Below are 16,238 nucleotides of genomic sequence, written 5' to 3'. Positions count from 1 at the left end.
AGTGAAAAATACATTAATTCGTGTTATCATCATCTTTTTATTAGGGGTTGGCCTCTATTTTAACTATTACGATCAAGATGAATATGGTCTCGGTCAATTCATAACGAAGTTCATCTTTTTTGCTATAAGTGTGGGGCTTGCCTTCATGATGCCACTTTTAGGTATTGGTCAATTAAAGCTTAAGATAGAGGACACGTTATATGATAAACAGGTCGACAAAAATCTAGATGCCTATAATGTCACTTTACTGAGCAATGCGATTGCGATTCCATTCGGAAGTTTTTTATTAGCAGATATGGGCGATGGTAAATTGTATGTGTATGATGAAAGAGGAAACGTCGTCAATCAGGTAGCAACGCAACAGCTTGCAAAAGACATATCAATGAATTTGCCACTAACGGAAGAGCAAAAGAAAACAACTTATTATGATGGCTATGAATCGCAAAGAGTGGAATATGATGCATTTGAAAAAGTTCATGACAATCAATTTAAGTTTACATACCGCTATGTAACCGCTGAAGTACCAGAAAATTTCAAACCAGATCCAGATATGCCAAGTGATGCAACAGATATTTTGTTTCATTATTTAATTGATTATGTGCCTGCAATTGATTCGAATGGGGATTTTGTATTTGATGTAAGCAATTATCAACAAGCCCCTGATTATCTTAGTAGTTATAAGGCTCCAAGGATAGAATCCATTGTAGCGCCGGCACGTGCAAAGCTAATACAAAACTTATAAATAAAAAATCATCTCCTTAAAGTTGTTAACTAAAAGAGATGATTTTTTATATACTTCAATTATTGATCGAACGCTTCCCATTCTTCACGCAAAATCCCCATACGAATGGAATCATAATAATTGCCTTCGTAATAACGGACCTTTCGAATTCTTGCTTCCATTTGCATGCCGAGCTTTTCGCCAACGCGAATCATTCGTTCGTTGCCTGACCAAGTGGTAAAGCCCACTCGAACTAATGGCATCGTAGAAAATAAATGGTTCACCCATAAATTCATTGCGCGTGTACCAATGCCTTTTCCCCAAGAGCCTGCCTCATGTAGGACAATGCCCATCTCTAGCCATTTCGACGGCTCATGCTCCCAATAATACGAGATAATCCCGCGAACAATACCTGCGACTTCAATAACCCAATAGCTTTCATCGCCAACCCATTTGTCCTTAGATAATAAAAATTCTTCATAAGGTTTTGACTGGTGCGGATAATACGGAGCATCCCACTTTTTCCACTCAGGCTGTTCCTCTTTATAAATGAGTTCCCATAAACGATATAAATCATCTTCTATGATCGGTCGAATTGTTAATTCCTTATCTTTATACATACTAATCCTCTTTTCAATAGTTTTCGTTTTCCTTGAGATTGAAAAGAGAAAATACCGTTTACTTTTCAATCACCTTTGTTACCTGTTTCATGTCAATCATTCCTTTCGATTAAGATAATAGTATTTTATCAGAATATTTGGTTAAAGTGGGTGTTCTATTTTAAAAATCCTCTCGATTTACTAATTGAATAATTTCATTCCCCTTATTTTTATTTACAAGATCCGCTAGTATATCCGGCTTTAACAGATTGACCTTACTTTGCTCCAACCAATATAGCTTTTGGTTAGCTTGATCGACTCCTTCATAAAGCTCCTTATGCGGAATATCTCCTGTATAAACGAATAAAATTTCATGGAAAGGCTTTTTGTAATAAAAGAAATTTTCGATGATAGCAAACAATCGTGCATTTACAAACTGTTCACCCGTTTCCTCTTGAACCTCTCTGATAACAGCCTGTAAACTTGTTTCACCAAATTTCATACGGCCACCAGGAAGTGAAATCGTGCCATCTGGAAATTCACTCACTAATAGTTTGTCTTCATGATCAATCCAAGCAGCAACACGAATATTTAAGTTGCCATCAGGTGTATGTAATGTTAAATCTTGCGACATGATGTACCTCCCATTTTTTTATAGCATTAATTATAGCAAAATTTGGATTGTTATTTGAAAATTATGTTAATATCAATTAAATGATAATTTAATGTTTGGAGGAGATTAAATTCAATGGTAAACGAGAAAGAACAATTATATTTAGCGTTGCAATTAAGAAAGGAAAACAACTTACTTGAGTCGAATCAAATTCTTGTAAAGTTAGCGGAACAAAGTCTCCAAAATGCTTATATCAACTATCAATGTGCATGGAGTTTTGATTGTTTAGGAGAAGAAGCGAAAGCTGTGCCCTACTATGAAAAGGCGATTCAAGGCGGTTTAGCTAAAGAGGATTTGCAGAATGCCTATTTAGGTTTAGGCAGCACGTTTAGAGCGCTGGGTGAATATGAAAAATCCAAGGCAACTTTTACAGAGGCTATTAGAGTATTCCCAAATAATGAGGCGCTTCAAGTTTTCTATGCCATGACTTTATATAATTTAAATGAGCATCAAACTGCGATGGAACTTTTATTAAAGTGCATTGCAAATACTTCGTCAGATTCAAATGTTCAAAAATATAAAGAGGCGCTTCATTTTTACTCAGATAAGCTTGATGAGACTTGGCAATAGGCTTGTCAGATTTGGTGCTAAGCAAGGTATTTATTCGATAAAAGCCTAGCCACTAATCAATGTCCAACAAAAGGTTCCGGTGCAACTTACTTAACGAAAAATAGTTAAATGAATCCGTTTGTATGTGATTTAAAACTTGATTGAATATTTGGTATGCAAAATCAAATTGTTGCTGTGTAATTTCATGATTTTTAAGCGCTTCAAGTAGCTCATCTTTATCCTTTTCAATAATTTCACCTGTTGGTAAAACAATAATATCCAAATAAAGGTCATCCATAAATGGCAGGCCATCTTCAACGCCATTTTGATACGTAATATCGATATACCATTGAATAATTTCACCTTTGTCATCAAACATGGTTGTGATTGCGAAATTTTCATTTAGTGGTAGCTGTTGAAGCCAGGAATAAAGGTTATTTGCAATACAAACTTCCGTATCCAAATATTTTGTTAGAAGAGGATCGGCCACTTCAATCAAGGTTAAAAGTGCTATATAGCCATTAAAGTCTTTATTTTCAATTTCCATTTCTTTGTAATCTCGTTTGATTATTCTTTTCCAATCTTTTCGATGTAAATAACGTCTCTTCAAATCGTTCCACCACTCTCATACATAAATTTTTTATAACACTATATACCATTATATACCATATTAAAAGGGGTGCTTACATGTTTCCAATACTAGGAACTGAAAGATTAATATTAAGAGAAATTCTTCCTGCCGATGTGGATGTTATTTATTCTATTTTTTCAAATGAAGAGGTGACGAAATATTACGGACTGAAAACATTTGAACAATTGGAGCAAGCGGAAAATTTAATCTCTGCATTTACAACGAGTTTTCAAAGTAAAAGGGGAATTCGTTGGGGGATTGAAAGAAAAGGCATTCCAGGTTTAATCGGCACAATCGGCTTTAACTTATGGTCACCAGCGCATAAACGTGCCGAAGTGGGTTATGATATCCATCCTAACTTTTGGCGAGCGGGATATGCTTCTGAAGCCGTTGCTAAAATTACGGAATACGGATTCAAAGAGATGGGCTTGACAAGAATTGGTGCGATTGTTTTTGTGAAAAATGAAGGTTCCAGTCAATTGTTGCTAAAACAAGGATTTGAAAAAGAAGGTATGTTAAAAAATTATATATATCAAAATGATCAGGCTTTTGATGTACATGTCTTTGCGAAGTTTAATGAGGATGATGATCAGAGAAAGATAAAGGGTGATAAATGAAAAAGCTACACAAAGGAGGCAACATGAAAATAAATTCAAAACAAATCTCTTTTAGAAAGTTAAAATTAGAGGACTTTAACGTTGTTTTAAATTGGAATCAAGATGAACGATTTTGTAAAGCGAATGATTGGCCAGAAAATAGAGACAATGATGAATTATTTCAATGGTGGAATTGGTGTGTAACGAAGCAATCAAAGGATTTTATTCGTCTCGGAATTGAATATGAAAATAAGCTTATTGGCTATGTTGATTTAGCAGATATAAAAGATACCAGTGCTGAGATTGGCATTGCAATTGGAGAAAGTAAACTTTGGCATGTTGGAATTGGAACTCAAACGGTAAAAAAATTAATGGATTACGCGATTGAACAATTAGGCATCACCATATTTCATGGGGAGACACATGAAACAAATTATCGTTCAAGGAAAATGATGGAGAAGCTAGGTTTTACGGAAGTAAGCCGTATTGGGAGTGAAATCTACTTAGGCAAGGAAGTGAAATTGCTGCAATATAAATTGTGTTTAAAAGAATAGAAAAGCTGGTGGACTCAATTGCACGCTACAAAAAATCATGATATTCAAGTGATTGAAATTATAGAATGAGGTTGAAAGTGAGGTGAGATATTCAATAATGAAGATTAAGGAGATATTTCAAAAAGATTATCCTAATGGCAAGCAGTTAATATATGAGTATTGTACAGATAGATTTTATAGTGTTTCGCTAAAACAAGGTAATCATAAGTTCACTTTCGAATTTGAAGAAAAGAAACTAGAGAATAAGTTACATAAAAGGCTAGAGAGTAATTTTTTTTCGCATCATGATGCACATTATTTTCAACTAATAAAAAATGATTTTGAAGTAGGTGTATTAGTTTTAACATTTCATAAATGGAACAATACGTTAAGAATTGAAGAATTACATATTCATGAGCAGTATAAACGGCAGGGATATGGACAAGAATTAATTACTTTTTCAAAGGATATGGCTCACAAATATAAAGCCAGATCAATTATGTTAGAAACACAAACATTAAATTATCCTGCCATCAGTTTTTATATGAAAAATGGATTTGAAATAATAGGATTTAATTTAAATAGTTATACAAATGAGGATATAGAGAATGGTGAAGTACGATTGGAAATGGGGTATAAGTGTCTTGACCAAATTTAACACCTTATGTTTTCATATAGCAAAATAGCATCGATTTGTAGACTTGCATCATTTCAAATACGAAAGGAGATCCAAAAAATATGACAGATCGTGGCGCGGTAGTAATAGTAGAAAACGGAAAAGTAGCATTAATTCGTCGTGAAAAAGAGGGGCGAATTTATTATGTGTTTCCTGGTGGTAAGCAAGAAGTTGGTGAAACAATTGAACAATGTGCAAAGCGTGAGGCCTTTGAAGAGCTCGGTGTAGAAGTAGAAGTACATGAGTTACTCACACAAGTTGCTTTCAACGGAACACAGTATTATTTTTCAGCAAAAATAATTGGTGGGGAGTTCGGAACGGGGCAGGGCGAAGAATATATGAGTACAGATAGTGGCACATATTTGCCTGTATGGATGGAGATTGAAGCACTATCTACTAATGAAGTAGTTCCAAGAGAAGTAGTAGAGAAAGTACAGCAGTTATTTGTCTAGTTTTAATTGAATTTACATTACTAATAGTCGTATATAGAAGGGATGGAAAGAATGATTCATTATTGCATGGCTTGTTTGCATCAAATTGAAGTAGCTTTACAAAAAACATTGGAAATGACGAAATACCTTGAGGATAAGGATTTAGAGCTGCGACCAACTGCAACTAAGTTATCTGTAGGTGACCTGCTCAGTCATATTGCGACGATTTGTAAATCAGATTATTATATTTCACTTGGCTATACGAAAGAACAAATGGATGTTATTTATCAAGATTATGAATTTGAAACGCTCGCGGAAATTAGAAGAGAAATTGAAGAAAATTTTTCAGCTTTAAAAAATTCGTACTTGCACTATTCCGAGGCTGAATTACATGAACAAGTTACTTCATATTGGGGTGTAAATTATACACGCTTCGAATGGTTAGTAGAAATAGTTGCACATATTTATCATCACCGCGGTCAACTACATTCTATTTTAACTCATGTGTATGAAAAAGAATTTAATTTACTGATGTTTGAATAAGGAACATTCCTGTTAGAAGTAAAAGAGGGAGGTTATTGTAAATTGAATACAGAAATCATTAAGAACATCGAAAAATTAATCGGTACAGTGAAGGAATGGAATAAACTAGACGAACAGGGCTGGACATCTGAAGTTTATAAAGTGACTACGAATACAGGACAATATCTTTTAAAAAGTTCCGTTGATAGCCGATATCGAGAATGGCTGAAAACTGAGGCAGGTGTGTTGGAGCAATTAAATCGTCATGATGAGATTCCTGTGCCTACATATATAGGCTTTTTTGAAGTTAATAATGCAAGTCATCTATTAATGTCGTTTGAGCCTGGAGTAACGTTGACAACAGCACTAAAATTAACAAATGATGAGCAACAAAGAAAGGCATTAGTAAAAAGTTTTGGTGAATTTCTACATCAATTTCATGAACAGAATCCCGTTGGCATGGAGTTTCAAGGAAATTGGCTAGAGGGGCGTCTTCATAAAGCACAGCAATATGTAGAAAATGGACAATCAGATGGCACATTGGCATTATTACAGAAATTAAAAGCAAATCTACCATCACCAGTTCAGCAAACAATGATTCATGGAGACTGCACCACAGACAATGTTTTAGTTGTTAATGGAAAGGTAGCACAATTTATTGATGTATCAGGAATGGCGATTGGCGATCCAAGATACGATGAAGCATTAGTTATTAGATCGTTTAAAGGAAAGACCAATCTCGAAACGGCGTTTTATTTAGGCTATAAGCGTTATCGACTAGCCGATGAGGAGTTTCGTTACTTTGATGATTTATATGAGTTTTTCTAAAGGAATATTAAGCGGAAAATGCATTAGTAAATGAGCCAATGCATTTTATTTTTTCAGAAAACACAATTATTTTTAGTTCACTACCTTGCAATGAATAATAGTATTTGATACACTACTGTATATAAAATGGTAGTGAGGTAATTTTATGAACCCACAATTTAAAAAAGGTGTGCTGAATTTATGTGTACTAGCCCTCCTAGAAAAGAAGGACATGTATGGATATGAACTCGTGCAGACGATTTCCACACAAATTGAAATTTCGGAAGGGTCTGTGTATCCGCTATTGCGAAGACTTACGAAGGATGGTTTCTTCACAACATACTTGAAGGAATCCACAGAAGGACCGCCGAGAAAATATTATCAAATTACCACGCAAGGCATCGAAGAATTGAACAGTTTAAAAGCAGAATGGGAAAGTTTTAACACGGGTGTAAATACGTTAATTCAAGGGAGCAAATCAAAATGAATGAACAACAATTTTTAGATTTACTTGATAACCGGTTACAAAAGTTACAGCAGCAAGAACGTGCCGATATTCGTCGAGATTTTGAAGAGTACTTCGAAAATGGACGTGCAGAAGGAAAAACAACAGAAGAGATTATTACCGCGCTTGGTAATATTGAAGAACTGGCAGAAGAATTACTAGCTTCTTATGACGAAGCTGATTTTGCGGAAACAGTTTCAATCGTAAAAAATGATGATGTTGTTCCATATTCGAAAGTGAAAGTTGACGTAGATGGGGTGAATTTATCGATTGTCTCAACAGATGCGACGTATGCCATGATTGAAACAAAAGATGCGGACAATTTAACGGAAGCAACGATGGTCATTGAAAATGATACGCTTGTCGTGAAGGCAAAAAGACAAGAGCGTATTCGTCGCTTATGGTTTATAACGATTATAGGAAGTGTAGGCAAAGCGGACGTAGTGATCCATTTACCAAAAAAACAATACGAGCAAATTACGATTGATAATGATAATGGTTCGATAAAAGTATCAGATACACTAGCCAAGAAATTCAATTTAAAATCTGATAATGGTCGTATTTCGACTGATGGCATTCAGGGTGAGAAGCTTGATGCTTACTCGGATAATGGCCGTATCGTTTTAACGAACTCCAATGTGTTGCTTGTAAATGCAGAGTCTAGTAATGGTCGAGTGGTTGCGGAAAATTGTAAAGCAAACCAACTCAAACTAGAATCTGATAATGGAAAAATTCAAATAAAACATGTGGATGGAATGGTTGATGCTCGCTCATGTAATGGTCGAATTGAAGCGCAAATGAATACAGTTAACCATCCGCTAAATTTAGTAACAGATAACGGTGGGATTTTATTAAGTTCAGTTAGTAAGTTGGATAATGTAGAAATTGAAGGTAAAACAAGCTGGGGTTCAGTAACAATTTATAACGACAAAACATCAAGCTATGCACATGGGACAAAAGCAAATCATATCAAACTAAAAACAAGTAACGGAAACATCGCAGTAGAGGAATTAGCGTAAACTTTAAGTCACGCTTGAAGATAAGAATGTAAAAAAACTGGTGTAAAAAACTTTAGTACTGAGTTTTTTGCCCACACATGGAAGGGCAAAAGGAATGCTTCATGGAATAGTGAGCGTAACTAATAATACTTTTCATATAGATGTATCCAGTAATTAATAAAATTATTTAACTAACTTTATATCCGGATTCACATCGAGCAGCTTCTTAACAAACATTTCTTTATCCTTCGGTGAAACGAGCGTCATTTGTGAATGTGGATCAAATAGTATTTCGATACGATCGAGTGACATCGCTGGCGCGGAAAGTGGATTTTTCGTTGGACGTAAACTTGTAATCTGTGCGATTTTGATGCGCTTTTTATAAATACCACCATAAATAATAAGTTCATCGCTGTCGATGACATATTTTGTTCCGAAAACAAGCACCGCTAATAAAATGATAATAAGTACAGTCATAATAATCGTCGCAATATCAGGCTCCGTTATGACAGCGTAAAGCATGACGATTGGTAAAAGGATGAAAATAACCGACATCCAACGATCTATTTTTGATTTGAAAACCAATGAAAACCCTCCAATCGTGAATCATTTACCTTTATTATATATTAAAAAAAGGACCAATACGAAGAAACCGTGAATCCTTCTAAACAAGGACTTCACGGTTTCATTTGTATGATCAATCTCTAAGTCCATATTTCCGGTCAAGCGTGACGATTCGCGCATCATCATTGGTACGATTCATGATTAAATCCGCTAGTATTTTAGAGCCGAGCATACTATAAACGGTTCCATTTCCTCCGAAACCAAGTAGGTAATAATGTTTCGGATTTTCTGAATGCTGACCGATGAAAGGTAAATGGTCTTCGGATTCACCAAAAGTCGCACAATATTTAAAGGATGCTGTAAATGACTCATCTGGTATTAAATCATGTAATTGCTCGAGTAGCTTGTCCGCTATTTTATCGATTTTTTCTTCGTTTTTTTCAGGTTTTGCTTTCTCCTCATCAAGCCCACCAAACACAATTCGATTATCTACCGTCATGCGAAAATAAAGATAAGGGCGTGCGGTTTCCCAAATGAGTGCTTTTTTGTACCAACCCTCAAATTCAGGTTTTGGTTCGGTTACAATCGCATATGAGCGATTAATATCAGCACCTTTCATTTGTCCATATGGTAGACGTTCATAACCAGTCGTATAAATTAATCGCGCGGTAGTGAAATCTCCATTCATCGTGCGAATGACGATATGTGTGCCTGCATCTTCAATAAGATTAGCTAATGTATTTTCGAAAATGTCTAATCCGCGCCCTTTCAATTGTTCTGCTAAACTAACAACAAATTTATAAGGGTTAATTTCGGCATCATTTTCGGTATAAAGAGCAGCGGGTGATTCAAAAGGTAAGCGATTTTGAACAACTAGTTCATTCCAAAACTCCGCAGGAAAACCGTGTTGAACAAGTGCCTCACATTCTTGCTCAAGTTTTTTTACATGACTTTTTTTACTGGCATAGCAAATACTTGGACGACGAATAAAGTCAGCATTGTCTGGTAAGGTAGAAGCAATTTCTTCTAAATAACCGAGTGCCCCATAGCATAATTTATAAAAACGTACAGCGTCTTCTTCGCCGATTAAATCAATGAGCTCATGTAATTGAACATCATTAGAATATTGCAGTAAGCCCGTGTTGGCAGAGGTACTACCAGAGCCAATTTCATTTCTTTCAAGTATCGCAACTTTTAATCCTTCATCTAGTAATGCTTTTGCAGTAAGTATGCCACTCATACCACCACCTACGATAATTGCGTCATAGTGGGGACTGATTTCAGGATTTGTATGGGGAGTTTTTGAAAAAGTAGTTGGCCAAAATAATAATCCGTTGTGTAATTCCATATGCATCCTCCTTAAATGATTTAGTAAACAATTCCCTGTAATGGCGATGTTTAATCGGAAAATCTTTTGGGAATGGGGATAAAGCATATAAGAAGAGTGAACAATTATATAGGGAGGGACGTAGATTGGATCCATATATTTTTGGCGTTTTCGCGATTGCCTACATTTTCACTTTTGTTTGGGGATTGATTAAACATCAGAAAACGGCATCAGCGATTTTATTTTTAGTTATTATTGCACTTATTTACGATAATGGGATTTTAGCGCTAGGGCATGTTATTGGTGAAGGACAATTATTAGAGTATCTAAGCTATGGTCGCTTTTGGCTGCATGCATTATTTACGCCAACATTAATTCTTTTCTCACTTTATATTATGCGAGAAGCGAATATCCGACTTGCTCATAAAAGCTGGGTTGGTTATGTTTTTGGCATTTTAATGATTGTGGCAATAGTCCTACAGTACAGTTTTGATTTAAGTGGCTTAAAGCTGAGCTTACAAGAACCTTACGGAGTACTAAGTTATGCTTCAACGCACAAAGCTTCTGGACCACCACTGATGATTTTACTTGTTATGATGGCACTATTCATCGCAGCTGTGGCACTGGTTTGGAAAAGAAAATGGTGGTGGATGCTAGTTGGTACGATTGTTATGACTGTTGGAAGTGCGATACCGTTTGATATTGAAAGTAATGCGATGACGAATGCGCTTGAATTATTTTTAATCGCAACATTGATGCTAACGGCGATTCATTTTTCAAAACAAGCGAAAAATAAGTAAAATGTTAAGTCTCATAGGCTCAACATTCTTTTTCATTTGTACCCAAAGTAGAAGAGCATCGCTGAAATTAGAATTTCATGATCAAAATCCGTATAATTAAACTAACGACGTTTGAAATGGAGTATAACAGATGAAAACATTTAGTTTTAAATTATACGGTGGCTATAAAGTGAATTTGGATAAAAAGGAACTAACAATCGATTATCAAGGGGAAAAATGGTGGTTCATCACAAGATCGAAGCCACGCACGAAAACCATTGCTTTTGATGATATTGTGCAAGTCGATTATAAGGAATCTGGTATGACGTTTGGTTATATCCGTTTAATTACAAAGGAAAATGCCGGATATCCAAGTAGTACCTACGTAGCGCGAAATGATGAAAATGCCTTTATGGTGGAGAAAGATGAGATTACACAGCTGAACGAAGTGCTTGATTTACTAAAAAAACGTTGTAACACTATCGAATTTAAACATTTAAAAGCTTAGCATTATGCTAGGTTTTTTTATTTGAAAAAAAATTTCATGCACTAATTGGTACATAATGTGTTTTTATAAAGGAAAGAAAAATTTTTCGTCTTTCATCGAGGTAGCTTCGTTTATGTAGAGAGAGGAGGGGGAGCACTTGAAATCTTCGCAGCTTGTTGAGCAGGCGATGCAGGACTATACCGAATTGCTCTATCGCATTGCCTATTATTATGTGAAGGATTCCCATCTAGCAGAGGATATTGTACAAGATGTATTTATGAAATTATATTGTTAGAATTATAAAGAAAAAGGTGAGCTTCGGGCATATTTATCACGTATCACGGCCAATGCCTGTAAAGATTATTTAAAAAGCTGGGCGTATCGTAAAATCCAGTTTACAGAAAAGTTATTTCCGAAAGAACGGGTATTACATAGAGATCGTTTAGTGCGGCAAGAAGAATTAAACGTGCTTGATCAGGCCATTTTAGCATTGCCATTAAAACAGCGTGAGGCGATTGTTTATTATTATTTAGAAAATTTATCGGTAAAAGAAATTGCTGAGCTTTTGGAACGCCCAGAAAGTACCGTGAAATCAAGGCTGAAAAGTGGTAAGGATTTGCTACAGCAAACGCTTCAACAACAGGAATGGGAGGTGCTTTTACATGACTAACTATCGTTTAACGCCACTTCGAGATACTTCGGCAAATAAGGGGCGAATTATCGAGAAGACGAGAAATAATATGCAAACACCTGAACAAAAACCTAAACGTCACTGGATGCCCGCAATGATTACGGCTTGTACCCTAATCATTGCCGTATTTTTAGCAGGCCCTTCTATCTATCAGGCATTATTTAATAAGCAAAACTTTACGATTGAGAAGGTCGTCATTCCAAATGTTCCTTACCCTGTATTGGCTAACGCTATTTATATTGATAAGACGAATGAATTTATTTATAGTGCGGACACGGGAATTTATTCGTTTGATGTGGCAAATAAACAGCAAACCTTATTAATCAAACAACCTAATCAGATCTTTGACTATGCAGTATCAGAAAAATGGCTAATTTGGCCACAGGAAGAAAAAAATGAATTGAAAATCCATTCATTAAATCGTCAAACAAACGAAATCCAAGTTTACGAAACCGATTATTTCTACGGAATCGAGCTTAAAAATGACACATTAATTTTTATGGGGCTAACGAGAATTAATGGCAATTCAAGTGTAGCCACGTATAAAGTATTAAATTTAAACACAGGGCATACAGAAGTACTGAGGGAAATTGGAGACGGAAGCAATAGTAGACCGACAATTGATGGAAGTCTTATCACCATTTCTGAAAGAGTGAAAATGGAAAGCGGTGTCAGCACCAATATTACCGTACAGGATTTTGAACAATTAAACGATATCGGAAACTATATAGTGCCTTATCGATATGTAGAAAATATATCGCTAGTAAACAACAAAGTGTACGGCTATATGTGGAATGATAGGGAGGATGAGCCGGCAATTTTAGGTGTAGTGGATCTAGAAAGTGGTCAGTTCGAAAGGCTCAAAACATCTGTGAGTCTTCATGATTATGCAACGGACGGTGAGCATTTTGCCATCGCAGTTCAAAAAGGTAAAAGTAATACTGTTCAGCTATTTGAAACTAGGGATGGAAAATTAGAACGAATTTCTACCCTACCAAGTATTAAAGAGCGCCTTGTTTTGCCACGATTTACAAAAGAGGGAACGCTGGTCGTGAACGGTGAAGGGCCAGACAAAGCGATGTATTTAATTCGTTTTGAATAATAAAACCAAGTGAAATACTCTACTAAGCATAATTTTATGGGAAACCAACTCCCCCATGCTAAAATGAAGTGCCTAGTTCATTAGGCTACTTTAAATTTAACTAAATGGGAGAGTATATACATGACAACAACAATGACTACTTCAACAAAACAATTAATGCACGAGCGTAAATCTGTGCGTAAATATAAAGCGGGCGTGACAATTCCTCAAGAAACGTTAATGCAATTATTAAAGGATGCTTCTTCAGCGCCATCATCAAGTAACACACAACCTTGGCGTTTCCTTGTTATTCAAGATCAAGAAGTGAAAAAAGAGCTTCGTGCAATCGGTAATAACCAAGAACAAATTGAAACATCATCAGCGATAATCGCAGTATTAGCAGATGTTGAAATGTACAAAAACGCAGAAGAAATTTATAACGCAAACTTCGAGCAAGGCTTTATGCCACGCGAGATTGCGGATATGATGATTGAAAATACATTGAAATTATATAGCGGCTTACCAGCAGAAGTAGTAAGTAATATCGTTCATTTTGATGCGGGTCTTATTTCAATGCAAATCATGCTGTTAGCAAAAGAACTTGGCTACGACACAGTGCCAATGGGCGGCTTTAACAAAGTGAAATTTGCTGAGAAATTCGATTTACCACAAAATGAAATTCCAGTGCTACTAATTGCGATTGGTGAAGCAGCTGAACCAGCGCGTGGCACATCACGTATTGCAGTAGAGAAAATTACAAAATTCATTTAATTTTAATAAGAATTATTTGAACGGATAGTCAGATGTACAAATACGAAAAGAGAGTTGCCCAATTACGAGCAACTCTCTTTTTTCACTCTGTCACTTGTTTTTTATTCGGCATAAATACCGTTAAAATAAATGCTAAAACGGTAAGGAAAAAGAAAATGCATTTGCTTTTGAAAGATGCGATTGTTGTGCGTGAAGAAAAGAAGGATATTATTTCCATCGATATTTTAGCGGCATCTATTATTGGCATTATTATGTGGTGGTTAACAGAAGGTGTCCATTTTAGTTGGGAATATATCGCTGAGCAAATCATTGCAATGAATCGATAAGGGATGAGGCTACTAGATGAAAATAGATGCTAGGAAAAATTCGGACGAATTACATCCCTAGCGTCTTTTTGTACTTAGAAAAGCAAAAATTAATTATTTTTTAGTAATTTATTTTTATTTTTTGTTCCACGTGAAAACAAAAGACCCAAGTGTAGTATATACATATCAGTAAAGTAATAGTTTTTGTTAATTATTAACTTATCGAAATGAATATAATTTATATAATAGTAGAAAGTAAAGTGAAAATAGGGGTATAGTTAAAAAGGTGTTTTTAAGGAAATTCCAATTTTTGATTATATTTGAAGAGGAGAGTGAAAGATGCGAAGGTTATTAATTCAATTTGTGATAATTTGCTTTGTATTAACAGGTATTTCATCGATAGCAAATGCTCAAATGTATACGGACGTACCAGATAATCATCATCTACATAAAGAATTTACGGTTTTAATTAGTAAAGGGGTATTAACAGAGCAGCCAAATGAGGATTTTCGCTTAACTACTGCGATTACACGCTATGAGGCAGCTGAAATGATTGTACGTGCATTAAATGTAACTACTCAGACAAGTACAATCCCTACATATAACGATGTTGATCAGGAAGATCCGCGTATGCCAATTATCGCTACTGTAACAGAATTAGGCATTATGAAAGATATAAACGGTAATTTTAATCCTGATGGACCATTAACACGTGCACAAGCTGCAATATTGCTAGCACAGGCATTCCATCTAGAAGGAAAAGCCATTCAAACATTTAAAGATGTTCCTGTAACAAATAGTGCAGCAGCTCCAATTCAAGCACTTGTTGAAAATGAAATTATTTTTGTCGGTAAACAAGGTGTTTTTAGACCAAATGCAAAGATGATTCGTTCTGACTTCACGACATTTATGGCACGAATTTTAGATCCGACATTGCGTCAAAAAGATCCAGTAAAAGAAGTGGACGATGAAAAAGAGCCAGAACCAATAATAACTCCAACTCCGGGGCCAATTCCAACTCCACAGGAACAACCAAAAAGCTGTGAACGTGAAGTAGGAAAGAAAACATATCAAGTCGATGTTTCGGTTGCAAACTTATGGAACAAACGCAATCAATCTCGAGCAGTGGATCTTCCTTCTACACTAAATCCAGTGAATTACGATAAGTGGATTCCTTCTATGTCACTTAGCCAAAAGAAATGGCTTGTTGGACGTACAGATACACAAGCGTTATTTGGTGATAAGGTGACTGTGATTGCTGAGCAAGGGAACTGGATGCGTGTTGCGTTAAACGATCAATATGTTCCGTATTCAAAAGCGGGCTATCCAGGTTGGGTATCCAAACGTCATATAACGTCTACAACTAAAAATTATGATGATTGTTCAATTGCCATTGTGACAGCTAAAAAAGCAACATTACTGAATAAAGATCAAAAAACTAAATACATTGAAATCAGTTACGCAACGATTTTACCAATCATTAAAGAAGACAACCAGTTTTATCATGTTCAAACACCAAGTACAGGGATTAAGCTGTTAAAAAAATCTGATGCCAAATCATACAAAAAGTATAGCGATGTTCCAAAACCGACTGCTTCGACCATTGTGAATGAGGCAAAGCGCTATTTGAATTTACCGTATTTATGGGCCGGTACTTCCTCTTGGGGCTATGATTGTTCGGGAATTTTATATGCAGTATACCGTGCACACGGTATCATGATTCCACGTGATTCGTTCTATCAAGCAACAGGTGGCAAGGCCGTAGCAAAGAAAGATTTACAGCCAGGGGATTTAGTATTCTTTGCGTATAATGGCGGAACGGGGAAAGTGTACCATGTAGGCTTATACATTGGTAACGGCCAAATGCTTCATGCACCACACTATGCATCGAAAGTAAAAATCGAACCGTTGAACCAAGGCGTATATAAAAAGAATTATTCTGGCGCGCGTCGCTATTTATAAACATGAAAAAGTACAATTTCGTATTACACG

Annotated in this window: 22 protein-coding genes and 1 pseudogene; 18 read left to right on the top strand and 5 right to left on the bottom strand. The window is 35.8% G+C overall.

Annotated features, from left to right (window positions below; all coding sequences use genetic code 11):
* The first annotated feature begins 1 nt into the window (after window position 1).
* Window positions 2–742, top strand: coding sequence for a hypothetical protein (locus DCE79_RS17500; protein ID WP_108714229.1), 741 nt, complete (start codon window positions 2–4; stop codon window positions 740–742).
* Window positions 743–801: 59 nt separating this feature from the next.
* On the opposite strand, the gene DCE79_RS17495 is transcribed toward DCE79_RS17500, so the two are convergent.
* On the bottom strand, window positions 802–1,341 hold the full coding sequence (locus tag DCE79_RS17495) for a GNAT family N-acetyltransferase (protein ID WP_108714228.1): 540 nt from the start codon (window positions 1,339–1,341) through the stop codon (window positions 802–804).
* 160 nt (window positions 1,342–1,501) lie between these two features.
* Complete coding sequence (locus DCE79_RS17490) at window positions 1,502–1,954, bottom strand: NUDIX hydrolase (RefSeq protein WP_108714227.1); 453 nt, start codon at window positions 1,952–1,954, stop codon at window positions 1,502–1,504.
* 114 nt (window positions 1,955–2,068) lie between these two features.
* Here DCE79_RS17490 and DCE79_RS17485 point away from each other — a divergent pair, with 114 nt between their 5' ends.
* A complete protein-coding gene (locus DCE79_RS17485; protein WP_108714226.1) occupies window positions 2,069–2,563 on the top strand; it encodes a tetratricopeptide repeat protein in 495 nt (164 codons plus the stop codon).
* Window positions 2,564–2,615: 52 nt separating this feature from the next.
* Here DCE79_RS17485 and DCE79_RS17480 read toward each other — a convergent pair whose 3' ends face one another.
* Window positions 2,616–3,152, bottom strand: coding sequence for a ribonuclease FAU-1 family protein (locus tag DCE79_RS17480; protein ID WP_108714225.1), 537 nt, complete (start codon window positions 3,150–3,152; stop codon window positions 2,616–2,618).
* A gap of 77 nt (window positions 3,153–3,229) precedes the next feature.
* Here DCE79_RS17480 and DCE79_RS17475 point away from each other — a divergent pair, with 77 nt between their 5' ends.
* From DCE79_RS17475 to DCE79_RS17440, 8 genes are all read left to right on the top strand, one after another.
* The gene (locus DCE79_RS17475) at window positions 3,230–3,790 is read left to right on the top strand and encodes a GNAT family N-acetyltransferase (RefSeq protein WP_108714224.1); all 561 of its coding nucleotides are present in this window, start codon (window positions 3,230–3,232) and stop codon (window positions 3,788–3,790) included.
* 23 nt (window positions 3,791–3,813) lie between these two features.
* Window positions 3,814–4,323 (top strand): GNAT family N-acetyltransferase, encoded by a 510-nt coding sequence (locus tag DCE79_RS17470; RefSeq protein ID WP_108714223.1) that lies wholly within the window; start codon window positions 3,814–3,816, stop codon window positions 4,321–4,323.
* A 97-nt stretch (window positions 4,324–4,420) separates the two neighbouring features.
* The gene (locus tag DCE79_RS17465) at window positions 4,421–4,960 is read left to right on the top strand and encodes a GNAT family N-acetyltransferase (protein WP_108714222.1); all 540 of its coding nucleotides are present in this window, start codon (window positions 4,421–4,423) and stop codon (window positions 4,958–4,960) included.
* An 80-nt stretch (window positions 4,961–5,040) separates the two neighbouring features.
* Window positions 5,041–5,430 carry an NUDIX hydrolase gene (locus DCE79_RS17460; protein ID WP_108714221.1) on the top strand — a complete coding sequence of 130 codons (390 nt, stop codon included), beginning with the start codon at window positions 5,041–5,043 and terminating at the stop codon, window positions 5,428–5,430.
* A 51-nt stretch (window positions 5,431–5,481) separates the two neighbouring features.
* Window positions 5,482–5,952, top strand: a complete 471-nt coding sequence (locus tag DCE79_RS17455) for a DinB family protein (protein ID WP_108714220.1) — start codon at window positions 5,482–5,484, stop codon at window positions 5,950–5,952.
* A 42-nt stretch (window positions 5,953–5,994) separates the two neighbouring features.
* Window positions 5,995–6,759, top strand: a complete 765-nt coding sequence (locus DCE79_RS17450; RefSeq protein ID WP_108714219.1) for a phosphotransferase — start codon at window positions 5,995–5,997, stop codon at window positions 6,757–6,759.
* A 145-nt stretch (window positions 6,760–6,904) separates the two neighbouring features.
* On the top strand, window positions 6,905–7,225 hold the full coding sequence (locus DCE79_RS17445; RefSeq protein ID WP_108714218.1) for a PadR family transcriptional regulator: 321 nt from the start codon (window positions 6,905–6,907) through the stop codon (window positions 7,223–7,225).
* Window positions 7,222–8,262 (top strand): DUF4097 family beta strand repeat-containing protein, encoded by a 1,041-nt coding sequence (locus DCE79_RS17440; protein WP_108714217.1) that lies wholly within the window; start codon window positions 7,222–7,224, stop codon window positions 8,260–8,262. The genes DCE79_RS17445 and DCE79_RS17440 overlap by 4 nt, the downstream gene beginning before the upstream one ends.
* A 162-nt stretch (window positions 8,263–8,424) precedes the next feature.
* On the opposite strand, the gene DCE79_RS17435 is transcribed toward DCE79_RS17440, so the two are convergent.
* Window positions 8,425–8,826 (bottom strand): PH domain-containing protein, encoded by a 402-nt coding sequence (locus tag DCE79_RS17435; RefSeq protein ID WP_234417291.1) that lies wholly within the window; start codon window positions 8,824–8,826, stop codon window positions 8,425–8,427.
* 112 nt (window positions 8,827–8,938) lie between these two features.
* On the bottom strand, window positions 8,939–10,153 hold the full coding sequence (locus DCE79_RS17430; protein ID WP_108714216.1) for an NAD(P)/FAD-dependent oxidoreductase: 1,215 nt from the start codon (window positions 10,151–10,153) through the stop codon (window positions 8,939–8,941).
* A gap of 125 nt (window positions 10,154–10,278) precedes the next feature.
* Between DCE79_RS17430 and DCE79_RS17425 the strand changes: the two genes are divergently transcribed.
* The 8 genes and pseudogenes from DCE79_RS17425 to DCE79_RS17395 all read left to right on the top strand — a co-directional run bounded on the left by DCE79_RS17425 (window position 10,279) and on the right by DCE79_RS17395 (window position 16,208).
* Window positions 10,279–10,932 (top strand): phospholipid phosphatase, encoded by a 654-nt coding sequence (locus DCE79_RS17425; RefSeq protein ID WP_108714215.1) that lies wholly within the window; start codon window positions 10,279–10,281, stop codon window positions 10,930–10,932.
* Window positions 10,933–11,062: 130 nt separating this feature from the next.
* Window positions 11,063–11,419, top strand: coding sequence for a DUF4429 domain-containing protein (locus tag DCE79_RS17420; RefSeq protein ID WP_108714214.1), 357 nt, complete (start codon window positions 11,063–11,065; stop codon window positions 11,417–11,419).
* A gap of 136 nt (window positions 11,420–11,555) precedes the next feature.
* A complete protein-coding gene (locus DCE79_RS18820; protein ID WP_234417290.1) occupies window positions 11,556–11,693 on the top strand; it encodes an RNA polymerase sigma factor in 138 nt (45 codons plus the stop codon).
* Window positions 11,694–11,708: 15 nt separating this feature from the next.
* Window positions 11,709–12,068 (top strand): annotated as a pseudogene (locus DCE79_RS17415) (sigma-70 family RNA polymerase sigma factor); the annotation flags it as partial.
* Window positions 12,061–13,191, top strand: a complete 1,131-nt coding sequence (locus tag DCE79_RS17410; RefSeq protein ID WP_108714213.1) for a hypothetical protein — start codon at window positions 12,061–12,063, stop codon at window positions 13,189–13,191. The pseudogene DCE79_RS17415 and the gene DCE79_RS17410, both read left to right, overlap by 8 nt.
* A 120-nt stretch (window positions 13,192–13,311) precedes the next feature.
* Window positions 13,312–13,941, top strand: coding sequence for a nitroreductase family protein (locus tag DCE79_RS17405; RefSeq protein ID WP_108714212.1), 630 nt, complete (start codon window positions 13,312–13,314; stop codon window positions 13,939–13,941).
* Between the two features lie 167 nt (window positions 13,942–14,108).
* Window positions 14,109–14,267 (top strand): TetR/AcrR family transcriptional regulator C-terminal domain-containing protein, encoded by a 159-nt coding sequence (locus tag DCE79_RS17400; RefSeq protein WP_199912288.1) that lies wholly within the window; start codon window positions 14,109–14,111, stop codon window positions 14,265–14,267.
* A 318-nt stretch (window positions 14,268–14,585) separates the two neighbouring features.
* Window positions 14,586–16,208, top strand: coding sequence for an NlpC/P60 family protein (locus DCE79_RS17395; RefSeq protein WP_108714211.1), 1,623 nt, complete (start codon window positions 14,586–14,588; stop codon window positions 16,206–16,208).
* Window positions 16,209–16,238: the final 30 nt, after the last annotated feature.

The sequence above is a fragment of the Lysinibacillus sp. 2017 genome, from assembly GCF_003073375.1.
In the GTDB taxonomy this organism is placed as follows: Bacteria; Bacillota; Bacilli; order Bacillales_A; family Planococcaceae; genus Solibacillus.
Note: the sequence above shows the minus strand (reverse complement) of the source record. Positions and strands in the feature narration are given on the sequence as shown.

What these genes read in the sequence shown, in the direction of transcription:
- DCE79_RS17465 (WP_108714222.1), top strand. Translation starts at nt 4,421, where the DNA reads ATGAAGATTAAGGAGATATTTCAAAAAGATTATCCTAATGGCAAGCAG.
- DCE79_RS17495 (WP_108714228.1), bottom strand. Translation starts at nt 1,341, where the DNA reads ATGTATAAAGATAAGGAATTAACAATTCGACCGATCATAGAAGATGAT.
- DCE79_RS17475 (WP_108714224.1), top strand. Translation starts at nt 3,230, where the DNA reads ATGTTTCCAATACTAGGAACTGAAAGATTAATATTAAGAGAAATTCTT.
- DCE79_RS17440 (WP_108714217.1), top strand. Translation starts at nt 7,222, where the DNA reads ATGAATGAACAACAATTTTTAGATTTACTTGATAACCGGTTACAAAAG.
- DCE79_RS17445 (WP_108714218.1), top strand. Translation starts at nt 6,905, where the DNA reads ATGAACCCACAATTTAAAAAAGGTGTGCTGAATTTATGTGTACTAGCC.
- DCE79_RS17470 (WP_108714223.1), top strand. Translation starts at nt 3,814, where the DNA reads ATGAAAATAAATTCAAAACAAATCTCTTTTAGAAAGTTAAAATTAGAG.
- DCE79_RS17485 (WP_108714226.1), top strand. Translation starts at nt 2,069, where the DNA reads ATGGTAAACGAGAAAGAACAATTATATTTAGCGTTGCAATTAAGAAAG.
- DCE79_RS17460 (WP_108714221.1), top strand. Translation starts at nt 5,041, where the DNA reads ATGACAGATCGTGGCGCGGTAGTAATAGTAGAAAACGGAAAAGTAGCA.
- DCE79_RS17410 (WP_108714213.1), top strand. Translation starts at nt 12,061, where the DNA reads ATGACTAACTATCGTTTAACGCCACTTCGAGATACTTCGGCAAATAAG.
- DCE79_RS17420 (WP_108714214.1), top strand. Translation starts at nt 11,063, where the DNA reads ATGAAAACATTTAGTTTTAAATTATACGGTGGCTATAAAGTGAATTTG.
- DCE79_RS17405 (WP_108714212.1), top strand. Translation starts at nt 13,312, where the DNA reads ATGACAACAACAATGACTACTTCAACAAAACAATTAATGCACGAGCGT.
- DCE79_RS17430 (WP_108714216.1), bottom strand. Translation starts at nt 10,153, where the DNA reads ATGGAATTACACAACGGATTATTATTTTGGCCAACTACTTTTTCAAAA.
- DCE79_RS17490 (WP_108714227.1), bottom strand. Translation starts at nt 1,954, where the DNA reads ATGTCGCAAGATTTAACATTACATACACCTGATGGCAACTTAAATATT.
- DCE79_RS17455 (WP_108714220.1), top strand. Translation starts at nt 5,482, where the DNA reads ATGATTCATTATTGCATGGCTTGTTTGCATCAAATTGAAGTAGCTTTA.
- DCE79_RS17395 (WP_108714211.1), top strand. Translation starts at nt 14,586, where the DNA reads ATGCGAAGGTTATTAATTCAATTTGTGATAATTTGCTTTGTATTAACA.